Raw genomic sequence first — 23,239 nt, 5'->3', positions numbered from 1 at the left:
GGACGGCCGGGGCGTGCACCGCCCGGTGCGGTGTGTCCGGCGGGCGGTGCGGCGCACGGCCGGACGCTAGAAGTCGGCCCCCGCCCGGTCAAGAAGCCGCACCGTCCCGACCGGCGGTTTCACGCCTGCGCCGGGCGGGTGCGATTCCGTGTGCGAAAGCCGTGTGGTACGCGGGGCCTGAGGGTGTGTTACGCGCCAGTTTGACGGGGCGATACCCGAGGGACTGGCGGCGTGATACCCGGCTGCCTGACGATGTGTTACCAAGGGGCATGCGGACTTCGTATGACGTGGTCATCGTCGGCGGCGGGCACAACGGACTGGTGGCCGCCGCCTACCTCGCACGCGCCGGGCGCAGCGTGCTGGTGCTGGAGCGGCTGGACCACACCGGTGGTGCGGCCGTGTCGACCCGGGCGTTCGCCGGGGTCGACGCCCGGCTGTCCCGTTACTCGTATCTCGTCAGCCTGCTGCCGCAGAAGATCGTGCGGGACCTCGGGCTGCGCTTCGCCGTCCGCAAGCGGACCGTCTCCTCCTACACCCCCGCCGTCCGCGACGGCCGCCCCACCGGCCTCCTGGTGGGCGCCGGCGAGAGCCGCACCCGCGAGGCGTTCGCCCAACTGACCGGATCCGACCGAGAGTTCGCCGCATGGCAGCGTTTCTACGGCACCACCCACCGCCTCGCCCAACGGGTCTTTCCCACCCTCACCGAACCGCTGCCCACCCGCGCCGACCTCCGCGCCCGGATCGACGACGACGCCACCTGGCAGGCCCTTTTCGAACGCCCCCTGGGTGAGACCGTCGAGGAGACCTTCGCCGACGACCTGGTCCGCGGCGTCGTCCTGACCGACGCCCTGATCGGCACCTTCACCACCGCCCACGATCCGGCCCTGCGCCAGAACCGCTGCTTCCTCTATCACGTCATCGGCGGCGGCACCGGCGACTGGGACGTCCCCGTGGGCGGCATGGGCGCCCTCACCGACGCCCTGGCCGACGCCGCCCGCGGCGCCGGGGCCGAGATCGTCACCGACTGCCCGGTCACGGCCCTCGCCACCGACGGCCGCAGCGCGGAGGTGACCTGCCCTCAGGGCACCGTCGGCGCCCGCCGGGTGCTGGTCAACGCCTCCCCGCGGGAACTGGCCCACCTCCTGGGCGAGACCCCGCCACCGCCCGCCGAGGGCGCCCAGCTCAAGGTGAACATGCTGCTCACGCGCCTGCCCCGGCTGCGCGACAGCCGAGTCGACCCCCGGGACGCCTTCGCCGGCACCTTCCATGTCGCCGAGGGCTACGACCAGCTGGAGCGCTCCTACCGGCAGGCCGCGGCCGGCGGCCTGCCCGCCGCCCCGCCTTCGGAGATCTACTGCCACTCCCTCACCGACCCCTCCATCCTCGGCCCCGACCTCGTCCGCACGGGCCACCAGACCCTCACCCTCTTCGGCCTGCACGCCCCCGCCCGCCTCTTCACCGACGACCACGACGCCACCCGTGACCGGCTGCTGGCCGCCACCCTGGCCGAGCTGGACGCCCACCTCGCCGAGCCGCTCGCCGACTGCCTGGCCACCGACGCCGACGGCCGCCCCTGCATCGAGGCAAAGACCCCCCTCGACCTGGACCGCGAGCTGGGGCTGCCGGGCGGCAACATCTTCCACCGCGAACTGGCCTTTCCGTACGCGGACCCGGAGGACGAGCGGCCCGAGGGCGCACCGGGGTGCTGGGGAGTGGCCACCGCCCACCCCAACGTCCTGCTGTGCGGGGCGGGCGCGGTGCGCGGCGGGGGAGTCAGCGGGATCCCGGGGCACAACGCGGCGATGGCGGTGCTGGAGGAGGGGTGAAGGGCATTTCTGATAGGCCATCAGAAAATCTCTTCCCTCGTACGCCCCGCTGCGGCATCCTGCGCCCATGCAGACGGAGCTGAGCAACGCGCTGGGCGTCGAGCACGCCGTCTTCGGATTCACGCCCTTCCCCGCGGTCGCCGCGGCGATCACCCGGGCGGGCGGGTTCGGGGTGCTCGGCGCGGTCCGCTACACCGCGCCGGGCGAGCTGGCCCGCGACCTGGACTGGATGCAGGAGCACACCGACGGGCTGCCCTACGGCCTCGATGTGGTGATGCCCGCCAAGAAGGTGGAGGCCCCGGACAAGCAAACACTGACCGAGGCCGACGTCGAGGCGATGATCCCCGACGAACACCGGCGATTCGTCACCGAAATCCTTGACAAATATCATGTGCCGCAGCTCGCGGAGGGGGAAGCCTCCGGCTGGCGGATCACCGGATGGATGGAACAGGTCGCCCGCACCCAGCTCGATGTGGCCTTCGACTATCCGATCAAGCTGCTCGCCAACGCCCTCGGCTCACCGCCGCCCGATGTCGTCCGGCGCGCCCATGACCACGGCATCCTGGTTGCCGCGCTGGCCGGCAGCCCCCGCCACGCCCGCCACCACAAGGCCGCCGGAATCGACATCGTCGTCGCCCAGGGCTACGAGGCCGGCGGCCACACCGGCGAGATCGCCACCATGGTCCTCACCCCCGAAGTGGTCGCCGCCGTCGACCCGTTGCCCGTTCTCGCGGCCGGCGGCATCGGCACCGGCGAACAGATCGCCGCCGGCCTCGCCCTCGGCGCCCAGGGCGTCTGGCTCGGCTCCCTCTGGCTGACCACCGAGGAGGCCGAACTGCACTCCCGCCGGCTGACCGCGAAACTGCTCGCCGCCGGTCCCGGCGACACCGTCCGCTCCCGCGCCCTGACCGGCAAGCCCGCCCGCCAGCTGCGCACCGACTGGACCGATGCCTGGGACGACCCCAGCGGCCCCGGTCCGCTGCCCATGCCGTTGCAGGGGCTGCTGGTCGCCGAGGCCAACTCCCGTATCCAACGGCACGAGGTGGAGCCGCTGCTGGGCACGCCGGTCGGCCAGATCGTGGGCCGGATGACCAGCGAACGCAGCGTCCAGGCGGTCTTCGACGACCTCACCCGCGGCTTCGAGCGGGCCATCGACCGCATCAACCGCATCGCCGGAAGGAGCCAGCGGTGAGCCAGCCCCCCAACGGCTTCTGGGCGCAGGCAACCGCCGACCCGGACCGTACCGTCCTGATCGCCCCGGACGGCCAGGAGTGGACCGCGGGCCGGCTGCACGCCGCCGCCAACCGACTGGTGCACGGCCTGCGCGCGGCGGGCCTGGTACGCGGCGACGCCTTCGCCGTCGTCCTCCCCAACGGCGTCGAGTTCTTCACCGCCTATCTGGCGGCCTCCCAGGCCGGGTTCTATCTCGTGCCCGTCAACCACCACCTCGTCGGCCCCGAGATCGCCTGGATCGTCGCCGACTCGGGCGCGAAGGCGCTGATCGCCCACGAGCGCTACGGCGACGCGGCCCGCCAGGCCGCCGACGAGGCCGGACTGTCGGCCGGGCAGCGCTACGCCGTCGGCACCGTCGACGGATTCCTCCCCTACGAGCGCCTCCTCGCCGGACAGCCGGAATCCCCGCCCGCCGACCGCACCCTGGGCTGGGTCATGAACTACACCTCGGGCACCACCGGACGCCCCCGCGGCATCCGCCGCCCGCTCCCGGGCAAACCCCCGGAGGAGACCTATCTGGGCGGCTTCCTCGCCATCTTCGGCATCAAGCCGTTCGACGGCAACGTCCACCTCGTCTGCTCGCCGCTCTACCACACCGCGGTGCTGCAATTCGCCGGCGCCTCCCTGCACATCGGCCACCGCATCGTCCTGATGGACAAGTGGACGCCCCGGCAGATGCTGGCCCTGATGGACGCCCACCGGTGCACCCACACCCATATGGTCCCCACCCAGTTCCACCGCCTCCTCGCCCTCCCGGAGGAAGTACGCACGGCCTACGACGTGAGCGCCATGCGGCATGCCATCCACGGCGCAGCGCCCTGCCCCGACCACGTCAAACGCGCCATGATCGAGTGGTGGGGCGACTGCGTCGAGGAGTACTACGCGGCGAGCGAGGGCGGCGGCGCCTTCGCCACGGCCGAGGACTGGCTCAAAAAGCCCGGTACGGTCGGCAGGGCCTGGCCCATCAGCGAACTGGCCGTCTTCGACGACGACGGCAACCGGCTGCCGCCCGGTGAACTGGGCACCGTCTACATGAAGATGACCACCGGCGGCTTCAGCTACCACAAGGACGAGACCAAGACGAAGAAGAACCGCATCGGCGACTTCTTCACTGTGGGCGACCTCGGCTATCTGGACGAGGACGGCTATCTCTTCCTCCGCGACCGCAAGATCGACATGATCATCTCGGGCGGGGTCAACATCTACCCCGCCGAGATCGAGTCCGCCCTGCTCGGCCACCCCGCCGTCGCCGACGCCGCCGCCTTCGGCATCCCGCACGACGACTGGGGCGAGGAGGTCAAGGCCGTCGTCGAACCGGCCGAGGGCCACGAGCCCGGCCCCGCCCTCGCCGATGCCATCCTCTCCCACTGCGCACGCCGGCTGGCCCCCTACAAACGCCCGCGCTCCGTGGACTTCGTCGACGCCCTGCCCCGCGACCCCAACGGCAAGCTCTACAAACGGCGCCTTCGCGACCCGTACTGGGAGGGGCGGGAGCGGGCTGTGTAGGGGGCGGGCGGCCCCGGGGCGGGCGGGGCCGGCGCCGTTCCGGTGTGGGACCGCGACGCTCTGTCCACAGGGCTTGACCCGGCGTCAGGCGAGCCCGAGGATCACGCCATGACCCAAGCGCGGAGCAACACGGTGGACGGGGTCCTGCGGCGCAGCGCGCGGCGGGTTCCCGGGCGGACGGCGGTGCGGTTCGGGGACCGGGCGTGGACGTACCGCGAGCTGGACGACGCGGTGACCGCCGCGGCCCGGGTGCTGCTCGCGCAGGGGCTGCGGTCCGGCGACCGGGTCGCGTCGTACGGGCACAACTCCGACGCGTACCTGATCGCCTTCCTGGCCTGCGCCCGCGCCGGCCTGGTGCATGTGCCGGTCAACCACGCCCTCACCGGCGACGACCTGCGCTACATCCTGGAGCAGTCCGGCAGCACACTGGCGCTCACCGACCCCGCCCTGGCCCACCGGCTGCCGGCCTCCTTGCGCACCATGCCGCTGTACGGCGCGCCGGACGGGCTCCTGGAGCTGCTCGCCGCGGCGGCGGAGACGGGCGGTGAGCCGGATCCGACGCCGGATGCGTCACGGGATGCGACAGCGGATCCGACACCGGCGGCGGCCGCCGACGACACCCTCGTCCAGCTGCTCTACACCTCGGGGACCACCGCCCTCCCCAAGGGCGCGATGATGACGCACCGTGCGCTGGTGCACGAATACACCAGCGCCGTCGTCGCCCTCGACCTCCGGGAGAGCGACCGGCCGGTGCACTCCCTGCCGCTCTACCACTCCGCGCAGATGCATGTCTTCCTGCTGCCCTATCTGGCGGTCGGCGCGGAGAACACCATCCTCGACGGACCCGCGCCCGACAGGATCTTCGACCTGGTCGAAGCGGGCCTGGCGGACAGCCTGTTCGCACCGCCGACGGTCTGGATCGCGCTGTCGAACCACCCGGACTTCGCCGTCCGGGACCTCGACGGACTGCGCAAGGCCTACTACGGAGCCTCGATCATGCCCGTACCGGTCCTGGAGCGGCTGCGCGCCCGGCTGCCCTCCCTCGCGTTCTACAACTGCTTCGGGCAGAGCGAGATCGGCCCGCTGGCCACCGTGCTGGGACCGGACGAGCACGACGGCCGGATGGACTCGTGCGGCCGCCCGGTGCTGTTCGTGGAGGCCCGCCTGGTCGACGAGAACGGCCATGAGGTGCCCGACGGCACCCGCGGGGAGATCGTCTACCGCTCGCCCCAGCTGTGCACCGGCTACTGGGACAAGCCCGAGGAGACCGCCGAAGCCTTCCGGGACGGCTGGTTCCACTCCGGCGACCTCGCCGTCCGGGATGCGGAGGGCTATTTCACGGTGGTCGACCGGGTCAAGGACGTCATCAACTCCGGCGGCGTACTGGTCGCTTCCCGCCAGGTGGAGGATGTGCTCTACGAGCATCCGCAGGTCGCCGAGGTCGCGGTCATCGGGCTGCCGGACGAGCGGTGGATCGAGGCGGTGACGGCGGTGGTCGTACGGCGCACGGACGGCGAAGGCGGCGGCGAAGGCAAAGGCGACGACGGTGTCGACGGGCTCGTCGGCGCGGTGAGCGAGCAGGAGCTGATCGACGCCGCCCGCGCCCGCCTCGCGCCGTTCAAGGCGCCCCGGCGGGTGGTGTTCGTCGACGCGCTGCCGCGCAACGCCAGCGGCAAGGTCCTCAAGCGGGAGCTGCGCGACCGCCTCGCCACGCCCTGAGCGCCGGGCGGAGGGCGACTGTCAGTGCCTCCTGCCATGCTGAAAGTCCGTGACCGACTCCAGCAGAGCAGCGGAGGAAGCAGCATGCTGACCACCCAGTACGTCCCCGGCACACCCAACTGGATCGACCTCGGCGCGCCCGATCCCCAAGCCGCCGCCGACTTCTACTCCGGCGTCTTCGGCTGGACGGTGCAGTCGGCGGGCCCGGAGTCCGGCGGCTACGGTTTCTTCCAGCTGGACGGCAAGACCGTCGGCGCGGTCGGCCCGCTCACGGAGAAGGGCGCGCGCTCCGCCTGGACGGTGTACTTCCACACCGCCGACGCGGACGCCACGACCAAGGCCGTGGAGCAGGCGGGCGGCTCGGTCCGCGTCCCGCCGATGGACGTCTTCACGGCCGGCCGGCTGGCCGGCTACACCGACCCCACGGGCGCGCAGTTCGCCGTATGGCAGCCCGGCGACACCAAGGGCCTGGACACGGTGATGGAAGCCGACACCCTGTGCTGGACGGAGCTGTACACCACCGATTCGGCCGCCGCGAAGGACTTCTACGCGTCGGTCTTCTCCTGGGGGTACCAGGACATGCCGATGGGCGGCGACATGGTCTACTCCGTCGTCTCCTCGCCCGGCGGCGGCCGGGAGGGGGACACGGGCCAGGGCGGCATCATGCAGTTGCAGAAGGAGCACCGCGAGGCCGGTTCGACGTCGGAGTGGCACCCGTATTTCGGCGTGGCCGACTGTGACGCCACCTTCGCCGCGGCCACCTCCCGCGGCGCCACGGTCCTGATCCCGCCGAGCAACGCACCGGGCGTCGGCCGCCTGGCCATGCTCAAGGACCCGGCGGGTGCCGCCTTCGCCCTGATCAAGGGCGACCCCCAGATGACCTGAGCCGTTACGCCTCGTCCCGTGGCCGCGCGTCCACGATGCGCTTGATCTTGCCGACCGAACGCTCCAGCGTCTCCGGATCGACGATCTCGACCGCGACGGAGACGCCGATGCCGTCCTTGACGCACCGCGCGATCTGCCCGACCGCCGCCGTACGCTCCTCCGGCGTCGCATCCGGCCGGGCCTCGGCCCGTACGGTCAGATGGTCCATCCGCCCCTCGCGGGTCAGCCGCAGCTGGAAGTGCGGGGCGATGCCGGGTGTGCGCAGCACGATCTCCTCGATCTGCGCGGGGAAGAGGTTGACCCCGCGCAGAATGATCATGTCGTCGCTGCGCCCGGTGATCTTCTCCATCCGGCGGAAGGCGGGGCGCGCGGTGCCGGGCAGCAGCCGGGTCAGATCCCGGGTGCGATAGCGGATGACGGGCATGGCCTCCTTGGTCAGCGAGGTGAAGACCAGTTCGCCGTGCTCACCGTCCGGCAGTACCTCGCCGGTGAACGGATCGACCACCTCCGGATAGAAGTGGTCCTCCCAGATGTGCAGCCCGTCCTTGGTCTCCACGCACTCCTGGGCGACGCCGGGGCCCATGACCTCCGACAGGCCGTAGAGGTCCACCGCGTCGATCGCGAACCGTTCCTCGATCTCGCGCCGCATCTCCTGGGTCCACGGCTCGGCGCCGAAGATGCCCACCTTGAGCGAGGTGGTCCGCGGGTCGACGCCCTGCCGCTCGAACTCGTCCAGCAGGGTGAGCATGTACGACGGCGTCACCATGATGATCTCGGGGCGGAAGTCCTGGATGATCTGCACCTGCCGGCCGGTCATCCCGCCGGACGCCGGCACGACCGTACAGCCGAGCCGCTCCGCGCCGTAGTGCGCACCGAGGCCGCCGGTGAACAGCCCGTATCCATAAGCGATATGGACGGTGTGGCCGGGCCGCCCGCCCGCCGCGTGGATCGAGCGGGCGACGACGTCCGCCCAGTGGGAGAGATCGCGTTCGGTATAGCCGACGACGGTGGGGCGGCCGGTCGTGCCGCTGGAGGCGTGCAGACGGCGCACCTCGTGCTTCGGGACCGCGAACATCCCGAAGGGGTACTGCGCGCGCAGATCGTCCTTCACGGTGAACGGGAAGCGGGCGAGGTCGCCGAGCGTACGGCAGTCGTCGGGCCGGACACCCGCGCGGTCGAAGGACTCCCGGTAGAACGGCACATGCTCATAGGCGTGCTGCAAGGAGGCGCGCAGCCGGGTCAGTTGCAGCGCGCGCAGGGCGTCCGGGGAGAGCCGTTCCGCGTCGTCGAAGGTGGGGAGGGTGGGGTCCGTGCCGCCGCCCTCTGCACCCGTAGCCGATTCCGGCATGGAGAGTCACCGCCTCAGTTCTCCCTACCGATCATTCGGTAGCTGCATGCCGGTCCAAGTAATCAGCGCGCGGCGAACACGTCAAGGGGCGTGCCGCAGGGACCCCACGGGTAGCGTCCCGCGCATGAGTGACGTCCAGAAAGTACGGGTTGGTGAGATTCGGCTGGCGTACCGGGTGTGGGGTGAGCCGGACGCACCCCCGGCCGTCCTGTTGCACTGCCTGGGAGAGGACGGCGAGGACTGGCGCGGAGTGGTCGGCCGGCTCGCCGGTACGCACCGGGTGTTCGCCCTCGACCAGCGGGGCCATGGACACAGCGACTGGCCCGGCGAGTACGGCCATGAGCACTGGCGCGACGATGCGATCGGGTTCGTCGCGGCCCTGGGGCTGGAGCGGGTGACCCTGATCGGCCACTCGCTGGGCGCGGGCGCCGCCCTGCTGCTCGCCGCGCACCGCCCTGACCTGGTGGACCGGCTGGTCCTGGAGGAGGCCGCACCGCCGCTGCCCGCCGATCCGCCGCGGGAGGTGCCCGGACAGCCGGCCGGACCGCAGTCGTACGACTGGCGCGCCGCGGCCGCGGTGGCGGCGGAGCGCAATGCCCCCGACCCGCTGTGGTGGGAGAGCCTCGCGAAGATCGCCGCACCCACCCTCGTCATCGGCGGCGGCCCCACCAGCCATATCCCGCAGCACCGGCTCGCCGAGATGGCCGACCGCATCCCCGGCGCCCGCCTCGTGACCATCGAGGGCGGCGGCCATCTCGTCCATGAGGAGCGCCCGGGGGAGTTTCTTGCGGCCGTGACGTCCTTCCTGGCGCCGCGACCGTAGGCGGGCCGGAGGGCATACCCGCGAGGCTGTCTCCTGAGATTCCGTCAGTTCGCGCTGTCAGGCGGCCGGTTCATGGCGCAGTCGGCGGCATTGTCAGTGCCGGGTGCGACGATGAACACCATGACGCCACCCGAGAAAGGATGACCGTGTCGTTCATCAGCACGATGCGCCGCGCGCTGATCGCCGGCGCCACCGCGACCCTCCTGTTCGCCGGAGCCGGCGGGGCCGCCGCGGCGCCCCTGTCCGCCGCCCCTGCACCCGCCGAACGGGCATCCGCCGCCCCCGCGGCCGCCCACTCCCCGTACGCCCGACTGCGCCCCCTCGCCGCGCTGTCCGCCGAGCGTCTGGCCACCGGAGACCTGGTGGCCGCGGCGAAATGGGGCACCGGCAGTCCGATCGACGATCCGGCCCGCGAGCGGGTGGTCCTGGACTCGGTGGCCGAGCAGGCGCGGCGGCTGGGGGCCGATCCCGAGGCGACGGTGCGGATCTTCCGGGACCAGATCGAGGCGAGCAAGATCGTCCAGCGCGGGCTGTTCCGGGAGTGGGACGCCGACCCGTCCCGGGCGCCGGCCGAGCGCCCGGACCTGAACGAGGTGCGCAAGGAGATCAATCGCCTCAACGGCGCGCTGGTCCGCGCCATCGCCGCCTCCCCGCAGGCCCGTTCCGCGCCGTACTGCGCTCCGCTGGTGACGGTGTCCGCCGCCCGAATACGGTACGAGCGGCACCTGGACCCGCTGCACACGGTGGCACTGGCCCGTTCGCTGCGCTCGGTCTGCGGCTGAGCGGGGGGGGGCGGCCGATCGCGGGGCGACCCCGTCACCCGGCTCCTTCGCCCCGCACCACCGCCTTGGCCCACCGGTAGTCCGCCTTGCCGCTGGGTGAGCGCTGGATGCGGTCGGTGAAGACCACGGCCCGCGGGATCTTGTAACCGGCCAGCCGGGTGCGGCAATGGGCCTGCACGCTTGCGAGGTCCAACGGGGCCGACCCGGCGCGGAGTTGGACGACGGCCGCGACGCGGTTGCCCCAGCGTTCGTCCGGCACGCCCGCCACCAGTGCGTCGTACACGTCCGGATGTGCCTTCAGCGCCTGTTCGACCTCCTCCGGATAGATCTTCTCGCCGCCGGAGTTGATGCACTGCGACCCACGCCCCAGGACGGTGACGATGCCCTCCGTATCGACGCTCGCCATATCGCCCAGCAGCACCCACCGGTCCCCGTCCCGCTCGAAGAACGTCTCGGCGGTTTTCGCCGGATCGTTGTAGTAGCCGAGCGGTACGTGCCCACGCTGCGCCAGCCGCCCCGGTTCGCCCACCGGCACCGGCGCGCGGGTGGCCGGATCCACCACCGCCGTACGGGCATTGACCCGCAGCCGGAACCCGACGTCCGGCCCGGAGTCCTCGGTCGCCGTCCCGTTGAAGCCCGATTCCGAGGAGCCGAAGTTGTTGAGCAGCAGGGCATGCGGGACCAGCGCGCTGAACTGGTCCCGTACCGTCTCGGAGAGGATCGCACCGGAGCTGCTGACGCTGAAGAGGGACGAACAGTCGGTGCCCTTCAGCGGCCCGCCGAGCGCATCGACGAGCGGGCGCAGCATCGCATCGCCGACCAACGACACACTGGTGACCTTCTCGCGGGCAACGGTCCGCAGCACCTCCTCCGGCACGTACTTGCGGTGCAGGACGACCTTCTGGCCGAAGTGGAAGGCGATGAACGCGGTGAGGGTGGAGGTGCCGTGCATCAGCGGGGGAGTCGGGAAGAAGACGATGCCCTCGCCGCCCGCCGCGACTCGTTCGGCCAGCTCCTGCGGCCGTTTGACCGGTTCGCCGGTCGGTGCGCCGCCACCCATCCCCGAGAAGAAGATGTCCTCGTGGCGCCACATCACGCCCTTGGGCATCCCGGTGGTGCCGCCGGTGTAGATGACGATCTGGTCGTCGGCGGAACGCGGTCCGAAGCCGCGTGCGGGCGATCCGGCGGCCTCGGCGTCCGCCAGGGCCACGGGGGCGATCGCCGGTTCGGGGGCGCCGGCGGGTGGTGTGCCGACCCGTACGAGATGCCGCAGCGCGGGCGCCTGGGGGAGGGCGGCGGCGACCCGTTCGGTGAACTCCGCGTCGAAGACCAGCCCCACCAGGTCCGCGTCGCGGTAGAGATAGACCAACTCCTCCTCGACATAGCGGTAGTTGACGTTGACCGGGACGGCGCGGATCTTCAGACAGGCGTAGACGGCCTGGAGGTAGGCGACGCTGTTGTAGAGGTGGAGCCCGACGTGCCGGCCGGGGCCGATCCCCTGGTCGCTCAGGTGGTGGGCGAGCCGGTTGGCGGCGCGGTCGAGCTCCGCGTAGGTCAGACGGCGTTCGGCGCCGGTGCCCGGATGGTCGACGTACACCAGCGCCTCACGGTCGGGGACCGTGTCGACGATCGACTCGAAGAGGTCGGCAAGGTTGTACTCCATGTCTCCTCCAGGGCTCCTGGACCGGGCGGACGGCGGCCTGGCCCCGTCCCACCGGACCGGACCCCGGCGGTCATTAGAGCGCCGGGGGGAGGAGCAGGGAAGGCCTCGGAGCCAAGAAATCTGACTAGGTGTCAGAAAAAGCCTTGAAGTCGCCGTGGCGCTACTGCAACCTGTTCTACCTGTTCTACGCCTTGAGACGGGAGGACGGAATGGTGGGTGGCACGGAAGGAACGGGAAGCGGAGCACGGCCAGGGGACGCGGGCGGGACGGAACACCTGACCGTGGAGCGGTGCGGTGCGACCCTGGTGCTCACCCTCAACCGGCCGGAGGCGAAGAACGCCCTCTCGCTGCCGATGCTGGTGGGCCTGTACGACGGCTGGGCGGCGGCCGACGAGGACGACGAGATCCGCTCCATCGTGCTCACCGGGGCCGGCGGCACCTTCTGCGCGGGGATGGACCTCAAGGCCCTGGCCGGCAAGGGGATGGCGGGCGAACGGTACCGCGACAGGCTGCGCGCCGACCCCGATCTGCACTGGAAGGCGATGCTGCGGCACCACCGTCCCCGCAAACCGGTGATCGCCGCCGTCGAGGGCCACTGTGTCGCCGGGGGGACGGAGATCCTCCAGGGCACCGACATCCGGATCGCGGGCGAGAGCGCGACCTTCGGCCTCTACGAGGTCAGGCGCGGGCTGTTCCCGATCGGCGGCTCCACCGTCCGCCTCGCCCGTCAGATTCCCCGTACCCACGCCCTCGAAATGCTGCTCACCGGCCGTCCGTACCCGGCCCCCGAGGCCGCCCGCATCGGCCTGATCGGCCATGTCGTCCCCGACGGCAGTGCGCTCGCCAAGGCCCTGGAGATCGCCGAGCAGATCAACGCCTGCGGACCGCTCGCCGTCGAGGCCGTCAAGGCGTCCGTCTATGAGACCGCCGGGATGACCGAGAGCGACGGCCTTGCCGCCGAACTCGCCCGTGGATGGCCGATTTTCGACACCGACGACGCCAAGGAAGGCGCGCGGGCCTTCGCGGAGAAGCGGCCGCCCGTCTATCGGCGCACCTGACCGGATCCTGTGCGCCGCAGGACCCGTCGTCCCCCGATCCCGCCTCGCCCCTGCGCCCCACCCCTCACGGAGACCCCATGCCGGACATCCTCACCGCGCCCCTCGTCGTCGAATTCCCCTTCACCCGCTCGCTCGGGCCCGTCCAGAGCGCCTTCCTCACGGGCCTGCGCGAACGTACCGTCCTCGGCGTCAAGGCGAGCGACGGCCGGGTCGTCGTCCCGCCCGCCGAATACGACCCGGTCACGGCCGAGGAGATCCGCGAGCTGGTCGAGGTCGGCACCGCCGGCACCGTCACCACCTGGGCCTGGAACCCCACCCCGCGCCGCGGACAGCCCCTGACCACCCCGTTCGCCTGGGTCCTGGTCCGGCTCGACGGCGCCGACACCGCCCTGCTGCACGCCCTGGACGCGCCCGGCCCCGACGCCGTACGCACCGGGATGCGGGTCCGCATCCGCTGGGCCGCCGAACGTACCGGCGCGATCACCGACATCTCCTGCTTCGAACCGGACCAGGGCACCGGAGGCGACGGGCACACCCGTGAACCCGTCGCCCACGACGGACAGTTCCCCGACGCCCTCACCGGCATCACCGCCCCCGCCCGCCTCGACTACACCTACTCGCCCGGCGCCGCCCAGTCCCGCTACATCCAGGCGCTCGCCGACCGCAGGACCCTCGGCGAACGCTGCCCCGCCTGCCGCAAGGTCTATGTCCCGCCCCGCGGCGCCTGCCCCACCTGCGGCGTGGCCACCGGCCCCCAGGTCGAGGTCGGCCCCCGCGGCACCGTCACCACCTTCTGCATCGTCAACATCAAGGCCCGCAACCTGGACATCGACGTCCCCTACGTCTACGCCCATATCGCCCTGGACGGCGCCGATCTGGCCCTGCACGCGCGGATCGGCGGCATCCCCTACGACCAGGTCCGCATGGGCCTGCGCGTCGAACCCGTCTGGACCGAGGGCTCCCCCTTCCCCGAGCACTACCGCCCGACCGGCGAACCCGACGCCGACTACGACAGCTACAAGGAGCTGATCTGATGCCCGGCCCCTCGACCGGCTCGACCGGCCCCTCGACCGGCCCGTTGCGCGAGGTCGCCATCGTCGCCTTCGGGCAGAGCGACCACGTCCGCAGCAGCGCCGAGACCTCCGAGGTCGAGATGCTGATGCCGGTGCTGCACGACGTCCTGTCGCGTACCGGACTCAAGGCCGGCGACATCGACTTCACCTGCTCCGGATCCAGCGACTACCTCGCCGGCCGCGCCTTCTCCTTCACCATGGCCCTGGACGGCGTCGGCGCCTGGCCGCCGATCTCCGAATCCCATGTGGAGATGGACGGCGCCTGGGCGCTGTACGAGGCATGGGTCACGCTGCTCACCGGCGAGGCGGAGACCGCGCTGGTCTACGCGTACGGCAAGTCCTCACCCGGCGACCTCCGCGAGGTCCTCACCCGGCAGCTCGACCCGTACTACCTCGCCCCGCTGTGGCCGGATTCCGTCGCTCTCGCCGCGCTCCAGGCGCAGGCCCTGATCGACGCCGGGCTGACCGACGAGCGCGCCCTGGCGGGCATCGCGACCCGCAGCCGCACCGCCGCCGAGGTCAACCCGCACGCTCAGCTGCGCGGCGCCGTACCCGCCGGGGACCACCTCGTCGCCCCGCTCCGTACCGGCGACTGCCCGCCCATCGGCGACGGGGCGGCCGCCGTCGTCCTCGCCGCCGGTGACACCGCCCGCCGGCTGTGCGACCGGCCCGCCTGGATCCGCGGCCTCGACCACCGCATCGAGGCCCACGCCCTGGGTGTCCGCGATCTGACCGACTCCCCGTCCACCCGGCTGGCCGCGGAACGCGCCGGCTACTTCGCGCGGCCTGTGGACACCGCCGAACTGCACGCCCCGTTCACCTCCCAGGAGGTCGTCCTGCGCCGCGCACTCGCGCTCGACGGCCCGGACGCGGCGGGGGTCCGTATCAACCCCTCCGGCGGCGCGCTCGCCGCCAACCCCGTCATGGCCGCCGGGCTCATCCGCCTCGGCGAGGCCGCCGCCCGCATCCAGCGCGGCGAGTCCGACCGTGCCCTGGCGCACGCCACCTCGGGGCCGTGCCTACAGCAGAACCTGGTCGCCGTCCTGGAAGGAGAGGCGCGATGAGCAAGGAGCCCGTGGCCGTCACCGGCATCGGCCAGACCCACCACGTCGCCGCCCGCCGCGATGTCTCGATTGCCGGACTCGTCCGTGAGGCCGCCGGGCGCGCCCTGGAGGACGCCCAGTCGACCTGGGCCGACATCGACGCCGTCGTCATCGGCAAGGCCCCCGACTTCTTCGAGGGCGTCATGATGCCCGAGCTGTATCTGGCCGATGCGCTCGGCGCCGTGGGCAAGCCGATGCTCCGGGTGCACACGGCGGGCTCCGTCGGCGGCTCCACCGCCCTGGTCGCCGCCAACCTCGTCGCCGCCCGGGTCCACCGCACGGTCCTGACCCTCGCCTTCGAGAAGCAGTCCGAGTCCAACGCGATGTGGGGCCTGTCCCTGCCGATCCCCTTCCAGCAGCCGCTGCTCGCGGGCGCCGGCGGCTTCTTCGCCCCGCATATCCGCGCCTATATGCGCCGTGCGGGCGCCCCGGACACGATCGGCTCGCTCGTCGCCTACAAGGACCGCCGCAACGCCCTCAAGAACCCCTACGCGCACCTCCACGAAACCGGTCTGACCCTGGAGAAGGTCCAGTCGTCCCCCATGCTCTGGGACCCCGTCCGCTACTCCGAGACCTGCCCCTCCTCCGACGGCGCCTGCGCGATGATCCTCACCGACCGCACCGGGGCCGCCCGCGCCCCGCACCCGCCCGCCTGGGTGCACGGCGGCGCCATGCGCAGCGAACCCACCCTCTTCGCGGGCAAGGACTTCGTCTCCCCGCAGGCGGGCAAGGACTGCGCCGCCGACGTCTACCGCCAGGCCGGTATCACCGACCCCCGCCGCGAGATCGACGCCGTGGAAATGTACGTCCCGTTCTCCTGGTACGAGCCGATGTGGCTGGAGAACCTCGGCTTCGCCGAGGAGGGCGAGGGCTGGAAACTCACCGAGTCCGGCGTCACCGAACTGGACGGCGACCTGCCCGTCAACCCCTCGGGCGGCGTCCTGTCCACCAACCCCATCGGCGCCTCCGGAATGCTCCGCTTCGCCGAGGCCGCCCTCCAGGTGCGCGGCCGGGCCGGCGCCCACCAAGTCGACGGCGCCAGGCGGGCGTTGGGTCATGCCTACGGAGGCGGCGCGCAGTTCTTCTCGATGTGGCTGGTGGGTGCCGAACCGCCCGCCGTCTAGGGCCCGTCCGACGGCCCGGTGCGGGCGGTCGCGCCCTGTCCGTCCCCGGTCCCGGTGACTACCCTGACGGCCGGACCGACCAACCGGGAGGAGCGGCAACGTGGCCGACAGCATCACCGAGCAGCGGCTGACGGGCGGAAGCGCGCCCGACCTCGATCTGACCCACGCCGAGTGGCAGTCGAGCAGCCAGGGCGTGGGCGACGTCCAGATCGCCTTCGTCGAGGGCTATATCGCGATGCGCAACGCCCGTAGCCCGGAGATCCCGGCGCTGATTTTCACGCCCGGGGAATGGCGGGCGTTCGTACTGGGGGCGCGTGAGGGGGAGTTCGACCTGACGTAGTCCGCGGCGGGCGGAATTCCGTCCGTCCGGGTCCTTCCGGGGTGCCCGAACGCGAGGCACCCCGGAAGGACCTCAGGTGAGCACCACGCACCCCATGTCACGCAATTCCAGAACCGGTTCCGCGGAATCCGCCACCGCATTCCACCGCAGATCCAGCTTTTCCAGCGACGGCAGCTCGGTGATCCATGACGGAACCTCCCCGATCCGATTGCCCCTCAGGTCGATCCGGCGCAGCAGCGGCAGGGTGCGCAGCGCCTCGGGAACGCGGGACAACGCGTTGTTCCGCAGCTCCAGCACCCGCAGGGCGCGCAGCGCCGCGACGGTATCGGGCAGTTCGGTCAGCGTATTGCCGCCCAGCCACAATTCGCGGAGGGATTCGAGTCTCCCCACCGACATCGGCAGAACCGTCAACGCGGCGTGCTGGGCGCGCAGTTCGACAAGACCGGTCATGTCTCCCATGCTTTCCGGGAGGCGCCCCAGCGGATTCTCCCCGACATTGAGATAGCCGAGCCGATCCAGTGAGCACAGCCCGTCCGGCAGACCGGTCAGCCGGTTGTCGTGCAGATACAGATACCGGGTCAGTCCGGCCGCCAGTTCGCCGATTTCCTCCGGAATTCCGGTCAGCGCATTGTGGCCGAGGTCGAGCGTGTGCAGCGAACGGAGGCGGCCGAGCGCGGTCGGCAGCTCGGTGAGGTGGTTGTCGGCCAGGATCAGGGCCGTGCAGTCGTCCTCGTGCCGCCAGACCTCGCCAGGGACCGAACTCAGGCCCGCCTTCCAGTAGTTGAGACGGATACCCGTCGTCTCCGTCACGGCCACAGCAGCCCCTTCGTCCACAGCTCGGTGTCGGCCTTGCGCTGGTAGACGAGCCGGGTGTGCTTGCGTTCCCGGTCGCCCTGCCAGAACTCCACGGACTCGGCGCGTACGGTGAACAGCTGCCACTGCGGCGCGACCAGACCGGGCTCGCGGGCGAGGCGGTCCGCCGACTGCGCGACCGCGGCGTCCCGTTCGGCGAGGCCGCCCGTCAGCGGTCGGCTCTGCCGGCCGAGCAGCGCCTCGGCGCGGGCGCCCGCGCCCCGTGCCAGAAAGTCCTGCGCCGCCCGTTCGGCGCTCCCGCGCACGACGCTGTCGGCATGCGCCGCGAACCGCCAGCCGGACGCGTCGAGGTCCTTGAGGATCAGCGTACGGGCGGACGGATTGCCGTCCGCGTCGGCCGTCGAGACCGTCATCGCATGCGGCTCGGGGATCTGCCGACGTACGGCGTCGAGCAGCCAGGAGGTGAACAGGGCCACCGGATCGTCGGGTGCCTCGTCGGGATCGAACGACGGCAGGTCGCCCGCGAACACCGGGAGCCGGCACAGCAGTTGACGGAGGTCGGTCCTCGGGTCGGTCATGGCTCTCCCCCATTCCTAACGGCTTGCCCGGACGCTAGCATTAGCCCCATGACCGCACCGCGGCTCGCCCTCGAACTCGCCGTCACCCTCCGCCACGACGGCCACGGCGGCGTCGCCGACGACCTCGCCGACACGGCCGGACTCGCGGCCTGGCTGCGCGAACGCACCGCCCTCCTGGACGGCGCCCCGCAGGCCGCCGCGGACGCGGTGCTCCTGACCGCCGTACGGGAGCTGCGCGCGGCCACCCGGGCCCTGTTCGCCCGCGCCGTGCACCCGCGTCCGGCCAGCCGCGCCGACGCCCACCGACTGCTCCCCGAGGACGAGGCGCTGCGCCGTCTGAACGCCGCCGCGGCCCTGGTCCCGACCGTGCCCCGCCTCGTCTGGGCCCCGGACGCGCCGCCGCAGGCCCGCAGCTGTCCGGTCGGCGACCCGCCCGCCGCCGACCGGATCACCGCCGCGCTCGCCCGCGCCGTCATCGCCTTCCTCGACGGGCCCGAACGCACCCTCCTGCGGGCCTGCCCGGCCCCGCGCTGTGTGCGGTACTTCCTCAAGGACCACCCCCGCCAGGAGTGGTGCACCCCCTCCTGCGGCAACCGCGCCCGCGTGGCGCGCCACCACGAACGGCGAAAGGAAGGCCACGGTGGGACAAAGGAAGGCCACGGTGGGACAGATGCACGGTGAACGCGATCTTCGGGTGCTGCTGCGGAGCATGCGGCCCGAGCTGCACGAGGGCCGCTATGTGTTCACGACCGTGCCGGGAGCCGCTCCGGAGGGCGCGGCGCCGGTCGTCACGATCGCCGAACCCGAGGGGCTCACCCTGGTCGTACGGCAGGAGGACGCCGACCGTACGGGCCTGGGCTACGCCTATGTGGCGGGCTGGATCACCCTGCGCGTCCACTCCTCCCTGGACGCCGTCGGCCTGACCGCCGCCGTCGCCGCCGAACTCGCCGCCGCGGGCCTGAGCTGCAATGTCGTCGCCGGCTACTTCCATGATCACCTCTTTGTGCCGTACGACGCGGCCGACGAGGCGCTCCGGCTGCTCGCCGCGCTGGCCGAGCGGGCGGAGGCCGATGACTGAGCGGGCCGAGCGCCCGCCGCCCGCGGCCCCGGAGCGCCCCGCTCCCGCACCCCGATGTCCGCGCCGCGCGCGCCGTCCGGCCACGTACGATGGCGGCATGTCCTTCCTCCGACGCCGTAGCGCAGCCACGCCCGCTGGTCCTGACTTCGATGTTCTCGCCATGGACCCGGGCGACTGGCCGGGCAATCTGGGCGCCGGGCTGCTGCCCGCGCCCGACGGCACCTGCCAGGGGGTCTTTCTGCGGTACGACCTGTTCGGCGGCCGCGGCCCCGCGATGATCATCGGCAATCTGCCGGAGGGCTCCCCGGCCCGCGACCTCGAGGACGACGAGGTGCCCTTCGAGGTGGCCCAGCTGCTCGCGGCGCTCGGCAACGACGAACCGGTCACGGTCGTCGAGAGCGAGGACACCCCGGTGATGCACGAGGACAACCTGCTGATCGTCAAGCGCATCAAATGCTCCGAGAGCCGGATCTCCTGCGCCCAGTTCGACCGCAGCGACGGCGTCCTGGTCACCATCGCCAGCTGGGACCGCCCGATCACCGACGATCTCTACGCCCTGCTCAAGCCGCTGCCCGCGGAGCTCTTCCAGCAGGGCTGACCTCACAGCTCACACCCGCCGCGCCCGGTGGACGGCACCGCCCTCCACCGGGCGCGACGCATACGCTCACCCGACCGGAGCCCGGCGGCTCCCCTCACGCATCCGACGGGCGGATGTCGACATCGGCCGCCCGGACGTACCCGACCCGGTGGCCGAGCTGGATCTCGTAGTAGACGTCCTCGCCGCGCACCACCGCATGCCCGCTGACGTCGAACGTCGGCGAGTAGAAGTAGTCACCGCGCACCCGGTCCCCGACCGCGTACTTCTGCCCGGCCAGGAGCGTGTACGGCAGCGGCGAGACGGCCTGGTAGGGCACCCCCGCCGGATACGCCGCCTGCTCCGGGTAGGCCCGGCCGTAGACCGGGATGGCCGGGCGGTCGGCCTTCGGCGTGGCGATCAGGCCGCGCGAGTTCACCGCCGTCCGTGCGCCGACCGGATTGCGGAACCACGCCTTCTGCCCGAGGTACCAGATCGCCGTCCAGTCACCCGCCCGGTCGGCCACCGCGAACCGCTGGCCGGTGGAGGCTCGGGCCCCGGTGTCATTGACGTCGATGGTCGAATCGCTGCCGTCGGGGTGCAGCCCGATGTCGCGCACCAGCGGAGCGTGCTCGTCCGGCGCGGTGTACAGCCGGACCGCCGTCGAACCGTGCGACGGGCACGGCTGCCCCGGCTTCGCGCAGCCGGTGTACTGCGGACGGTTGCGGTCGTAGTCGGGGCGGATGGTCACCAGCCCGCCCGACGGGCCCGCAGTGGGCGTGAACGGCGCGCCCAGCAGGGTGAAGTAGTGGCCCCAGTCCCAGTACGGCCCCGGGTCGGTGTGCATGCCCTTGATCGTCGCCGTGGTCGTCCCGGGCACGTTGTCATGGCCGACGATGTGCTGCCGGTCGAGCGGGATGTCGTACTTCCGGCTCAGATACCGCACCAGCCGGGCCGACGCACGGTACATCGCCTCCGTGTACCAGGCGTCCGGCGAGGCGAGGAAACCTTCATGCTCGACGCCGACGGAATGCGAGTTGACGTACCAGTTCCCCGCGTGCCAGGCGACGTCCTTGGTCGGTACGTGCTGGGCGATCAGCCCGTCGGAGGAGCGGACCGTGTAGTGCCAGGACACATACTTCGGGTCCTTGATCAGCCGGAGCGTGGTCTCCCAGGACCCCTCGGTGTCATGGATGACGATCGTGTCGATGCGCTGGTCGCGGGGACGGTTGGCCAGGTCGTGGTTGCCGTAGTCGTGATCGCCGAACTCCTCGTACGGGGCCGGGACCGACTCGCAGGCCACCGTCCAGGGGCACTCCACCTCCCAGGGGCCGCCCGGATCGCCCGGCGCGGCCCGGCGTCCCGCCGCCGACACCTGCCGCAGGCCGGCGCGGTTCGCCTGGTCGGAGTCGATGCGCAGAGAGGGCGCGGCGGCCAGGGTGACGCGCTGCCCGGCGTCGGTCGTACGGGTCTGGCCCTGCCGCATCACCGCGTACACGTCGTTCGCGAAGGCGGCGCCCGCCTCGCGGCTGTCCTCGCCCGCGTACCGCGCCACCGCCGCATACCACCGGGCCGGATCGGCGCTGCCGGCCCGCCCCAGGCTGCGCTGTTCGGCGGCCAGCAGCGCGGCCCCGCCGAGCACGTTCGCCGCCGGGTCGGTGCGCAGCTTCTGCGGCGACAGCCCGGTCAGCTCGGCCGCCCGGCGCAAGGTGCGCAGCCGGGCGGGGAGTTCGGCGGGCAGCGCCGCCCGTTCGGCCCGATCGGCGGCAACGGCCTTACGGGCCCGCGAGCCGTCCCCGCGGGCGTCCCCGTCCGGCGCGGTGAACTCCGGCGCCCGCGACAGGGCCGTACGGGCGTCGGTCAGATGCATCGGACCGTAGCCGCCGGAGACGCTGGGCGCGCCGCCGTGCTCGTCCCAGCGGGACTCCAGATACGAGACGCCGAGCAGCACACTGCGCGGTACGTGATAGCGGTCGGCGGCTTGGGTGAAGGCGCGCTGCAGTGCATCCGGTCGGGGCTTGTCGGCGCCCGCGGACGGGGCGGCAGAGGCCAGCGGCAGCAGCAGTAACGCGGCGGCGGCGACGGTGAGGGACCTGCGTAGGGCGGGGCGGGGGGTGCTCTTCTCGTCTTCCGGGGCGGATCCTCGCAAAACTGCCTCCTCAAGCCGGCCCGAGCCGACGCGATGTGACGGTTGATGCGCAAACAGCCGTACGGAGCGGGGACCCGAGAGTAAAGCCAGCCGTCGGCCCGGGGCCAGAGGTCGTGCCGACGCTCCCTCAATCGCCACGTGCGGTCGGGATTTCGCATGTCAGGGCATCTCCCGGGGATCCTTCCCGGAGCGGGCGCCGGGCCTGCGGGGCGTCAGTGGAATGGACCAATGGCGCCGCCACCCGGCACGTCGCCTCCGGACATGGGTGAGCGGCGCGCCCCGTCCCGGGCGCGCCGCTCTTTCGTACCCCTGGTCAGCGCGTGCCGACCGCCGCCCGCACCGCACGCCGCGCCATCTGGCAGTCGTCGTGGAGCCGGCGCAGGAGCAGCCGCTGCTCCTCGCCCGCCGCGGGCGCACCGGGCTGTCCCGGTCCCGGTGCCCCGGTGGGGACGGGCTCGCGCATGGTCCGCTGGACCGCCGTTTCGTAGCGTCGGATCTCGCGGGTGAGGATCAGCATCAGATTCACCAGGAAGGCATCCCGCGCGGCGGGACCCGCCGACTGGGCGAGCTGGCTGATCTGACGGCGCGCCACCGGGGCGTCACCGAGCACCGACCACAGGGTCGCCAGGTCGTAGCCCGGCAGGTACCAGCCCGCGTTGTCCCAGTCCAGCAGCACCGGGCCGGTGGGCGACAGCAGCACGTTGTTCAGCAGCGCATCGCCGTGGCAGAACTGGCCCTGGGTGTGCGACAGGCCGTGCAGCAGCTTCTGCAGATCGCCCAGGTCACGGTCGGTCAGCAGCCCCAGGTCGTGATAGCGGCCGATGCGGCCCGCGTAGTCCAGCGGCGCCTCGAACAGGCCGGGCGGCGGCCGCCAGAGGTTGATCCGGCAGATCGCACCGAGCGCGGCCCGCAGGTCCGCGCGGGGCGGGGCCTCGGCCGGATGCCGGGCCGCGGCCGCCACCCGGCCCGGCATCCGCTCGACGATCAGGGTGCAGTTGTCGGGATCGGCGGCCACCAGACGCGGCACCCGTACCGGCGGGCGATGCCGGACGAATGCGCGGTAAGCAGCTATTTCCTGCCGGAACCGCTCGGACCACGCGGGGGAGTGGTCCAGTAAACACTTGGCGACCGCGCTCGTCCGGCCCGTCGTGCCCACCAGGAGCACGGACTTGCCGCTGCGGCGCAGCACCTGGACCGGATGGAACTCCGGACAGATGCGGTGCACCGAGGCGACGGCGGCACGCAGCTGGGCGCCCTGGCTGCCGGACAAGTCGAGTCTCCCGCTGAGCGGTTGGGTGCCCGTCCCCTGTGACCGCCGGATACGTCCGCCGGGGAGGCCGGCGACTCCCCCCGCTGACGGGGAGGGGTCGAGATACGGCCCGCTGCCGGAGGGGTGCGGGCGATACGGCCGGGCGGTGGCGGTCACGGCGGACGATGCTGCATACATGGGTGAGACAGATCCCTTCGTGCGCCGACGAGTTGCAGTGCGCTCCCGGCCCGGTGGCGGGCACCCGGTGAAACGGGTCCGTGAGCGGAGGCCGATCCAGGGTCCCTGTCAAGGGCG

General features: G+C 72.1%; 21 protein-coding genes. 15 read left to right on the top strand and 6 right to left on the bottom strand.

The features are described 5' to 3' along the window. The first annotated feature begins 269 nt into the window (after positions 1-269). The 5 genes from B1H19_RS08035 (at position 270) to B1H19_RS08015 (ending at position 7,169) form a co-directional block, all read left to right on the top strand. The gene (locus B1H19_RS08035) at positions 270-1,826 is read left to right on the top strand and encodes a phytoene desaturase family protein (RefSeq protein WP_083103932.1); all 1,557 of its coding nucleotides are present in this window, start codon (positions 270-272) and stop codon (positions 1,824-1,826) included. Between the two features lie 67 nt (positions 1,827-1,893). Beyond that, positions 1,894-3,018 carry an NAD(P)H-dependent flavin oxidoreductase gene (locus B1H19_RS08030; RefSeq protein WP_083103931.1) on the top strand — a complete coding sequence of 375 codons (1,125 nt, stop codon included), beginning with the start codon at positions 1,894-1,896 and terminating at the stop codon, positions 3,016-3,018. Further along, positions 3,015-4,565, top strand: coding sequence for an acyl-CoA synthetase (locus tag B1H19_RS08025; protein WP_083103930.1), 1,551 nt, complete (start codon positions 3,015-3,017; stop codon positions 4,563-4,565). The genes B1H19_RS08030 and B1H19_RS08025 overlap by 4 nt, the downstream gene beginning before the upstream one ends. Positions 4,566-4,673: 108 nt before the next feature. Then, positions 4,674-6,284: an acyl-CoA synthetase gene (locus tag B1H19_RS08020; protein ID WP_083103929.1), complete on the top strand. Its 1,611-nt coding sequence runs from the start codon at positions 4,674-4,676 to the stop codon at positions 6,282-6,284. An 84-nt stretch (positions 6,285-6,368) separates the two neighbouring features. Beyond that, positions 6,369-7,169 carry a VOC family protein gene (locus B1H19_RS08015; protein WP_083103928.1) on the top strand — a complete coding sequence of 267 codons (801 nt, stop codon included), beginning with the start codon at positions 6,369-6,371 and terminating at the stop codon, positions 7,167-7,169. A 4-nt stretch (positions 7,170-7,173) separates the two neighbouring features. On the opposite strand, the gene paaK is transcribed toward B1H19_RS08015, so the two are convergent. Beyond that, entirely contained in the window at positions 7,174-8,517 is a 1,344-nt protein-coding gene (gene paaK / locus B1H19_RS08010; RefSeq protein ID WP_083103927.1) for a phenylacetate--CoA ligase PaaK, read from the bottom strand. Between the two features lie 124 nt (positions 8,518-8,641). On the opposite strand from paaK, the gene B1H19_RS08005 reads away from it, so the two are divergent. Beyond that, positions 8,642-9,340, top strand: a complete 699-nt coding sequence (locus B1H19_RS08005; RefSeq protein ID WP_083103926.1) for an alpha/beta fold hydrolase — start codon at positions 8,642-8,644, stop codon at positions 9,338-9,340. A gap of 140 nt (positions 9,341-9,480) precedes the next feature. Continuing rightward, positions 9,481-10,122, top strand: coding sequence for a chorismate mutase (locus tag B1H19_RS08000; RefSeq protein ID WP_083103925.1), 642 nt, complete (start codon positions 9,481-9,483; stop codon positions 10,120-10,122). A gap of 34 nt (positions 10,123-10,156) precedes the next feature. On the opposite strand, the gene B1H19_RS07995 is transcribed toward B1H19_RS08000, so the two are convergent. Next, positions 10,157-11,785, bottom strand: a complete 1,629-nt coding sequence (locus B1H19_RS07995) for an acyl-CoA synthetase (protein WP_083103924.1) — start codon at positions 11,783-11,785, stop codon at positions 10,157-10,159. 209 nt (positions 11,786-11,994) lie between these two features. Between B1H19_RS07995 and B1H19_RS07990 the strand changes: the two genes are divergently transcribed. The 5 genes from B1H19_RS07990 to B1H19_RS07970 all read left to right on the top strand — a co-directional run bounded on the left by B1H19_RS07990 (position 11,995) and on the right by B1H19_RS07970 (position 16,483). Beyond that, on the top strand, positions 11,995-12,843 hold the full coding sequence (locus tag B1H19_RS07990) for a crotonase/enoyl-CoA hydratase family protein (RefSeq protein ID WP_083109484.1): 849 nt from the start codon (positions 11,995-11,997) through the stop codon (positions 12,841-12,843). Positions 12,844-12,920: 77 nt separating this feature from the next. Further along, positions 12,921-13,877 carry a Zn-ribbon domain-containing OB-fold protein gene (locus B1H19_RS07985; RefSeq protein WP_083103923.1) on the top strand — a complete coding sequence of 319 codons (957 nt, stop codon included), beginning with the start codon at positions 12,921-12,923 and terminating at the stop codon, positions 13,875-13,877. Continuing rightward, the gene (locus B1H19_RS07980; protein ID WP_083103922.1) at positions 13,877-14,980 is read left to right on the top strand and encodes a thiolase domain-containing protein; all 1,104 of its coding nucleotides are present in this window, start codon (positions 13,877-13,879) and stop codon (positions 14,978-14,980) included. Before B1H19_RS07985 ends, B1H19_RS07980 begins: the two co-directional genes overlap by 1 nt. Continuing rightward, on the top strand, positions 14,977-16,143 hold the full coding sequence (locus B1H19_RS07975) for a thiolase domain-containing protein (RefSeq protein ID WP_083103921.1): 1,167 nt from the start codon (positions 14,977-14,979) through the stop codon (positions 16,141-16,143). The genes B1H19_RS07980 and B1H19_RS07975 overlap by 4 nt, the downstream gene beginning before the upstream one ends. A 100-nt stretch (positions 16,144-16,243) precedes the next feature. Further along, positions 16,244-16,483, top strand: coding sequence for a DUF397 domain-containing protein (locus tag B1H19_RS07970; protein WP_083103920.1), 240 nt, complete (start codon positions 16,244-16,246; stop codon positions 16,481-16,483). Positions 16,484-16,555: 72 nt separating this feature from the next. Here the strand turns inward: B1H19_RS07970 and B1H19_RS39690 are convergent, their stop codons facing one another. Both B1H19_RS39690 and B1H19_RS39685 read right to left on the bottom strand, forming a co-directional pair. After that, complete coding sequence (locus B1H19_RS39690) at positions 16,556-17,293, bottom strand: leucine-rich repeat domain-containing protein (protein ID WP_418361432.1); 738 nt, start codon at positions 17,291-17,293, stop codon at positions 16,556-16,558. After that, on the bottom strand, positions 17,290-17,874 hold the full coding sequence (locus tag B1H19_RS39685) for a pyridoxine 5'-phosphate oxidase C-terminal domain-containing protein (RefSeq protein ID WP_083103918.1): 585 nt from the start codon (positions 17,872-17,874) through the stop codon (positions 17,290-17,292). The genes B1H19_RS39690 and B1H19_RS39685 overlap by 4 nt, the downstream gene beginning before the upstream one ends. 48 nt (positions 17,875-17,922) lie before the next feature. Here B1H19_RS39685 and B1H19_RS07955 point away from each other — a divergent pair, with 48 nt between their 5' ends. From B1H19_RS07955 to B1H19_RS07945, 3 genes are all read left to right on the top strand, one after another. Continuing rightward, positions 17,923-18,555, top strand: coding sequence for a CGNR zinc finger domain-containing protein (locus tag B1H19_RS07955; RefSeq protein ID WP_083103917.1), 633 nt, complete (start codon positions 17,923-17,925; stop codon positions 18,553-18,555). Further along, the gene (locus tag B1H19_RS07950) at positions 18,545-18,952 is read left to right on the top strand and encodes an ACT domain-containing protein (protein ID WP_083103916.1); all 408 of its coding nucleotides are present in this window, start codon (positions 18,545-18,547) and stop codon (positions 18,950-18,952) included. The genes B1H19_RS07955 and B1H19_RS07950 overlap by 11 nt, the downstream gene beginning before the upstream one ends. Before the next feature lie 97 nt (positions 18,953-19,049). Further along, complete coding sequence (locus tag B1H19_RS07945; RefSeq protein ID WP_030066442.1) at positions 19,050-19,550, top strand: hypothetical protein; 501 nt, start codon at positions 19,050-19,052, stop codon at positions 19,548-19,550. Between the two features lie 94 nt (positions 19,551-19,644). Here B1H19_RS07945 and B1H19_RS07940 read toward each other — a convergent pair whose 3' ends face one another. Together B1H19_RS07940 and B1H19_RS07935 are read right to left on the bottom strand one after the other, a co-directional pair. After that, a complete protein-coding gene (locus B1H19_RS07940; protein ID WP_083103915.1) occupies positions 19,645-21,675 on the bottom strand; it encodes an N-acetylmuramoyl-L-alanine amidase in 2,031 nt (676 codons plus the stop codon). A 313-nt stretch (positions 21,676-21,988) separates the two neighbouring features. Next, the gene (locus B1H19_RS07935; RefSeq protein ID WP_083103914.1) at positions 21,989-23,122 is read right to left on the bottom strand and encodes an aminoglycoside phosphotransferase family protein; all 1,134 of its coding nucleotides are present in this window, start codon (positions 23,120-23,122) and stop codon (positions 21,989-21,991) included. Positions 23,123-23,239 lie beyond the last annotated feature (117 nt).

The sequence above is a fragment of the Streptomyces gilvosporeus genome (genome assembly GCF_002082195.1).
GTDB classification, from domain to species: domain Bacteria; phylum Actinomycetota; class Actinomycetes; order Streptomycetales; family Streptomycetaceae; genus Streptomyces; species Streptomyces gilvosporeus.
This window is presented reverse-complemented; position numbering and strand designations above follow the sequence as displayed.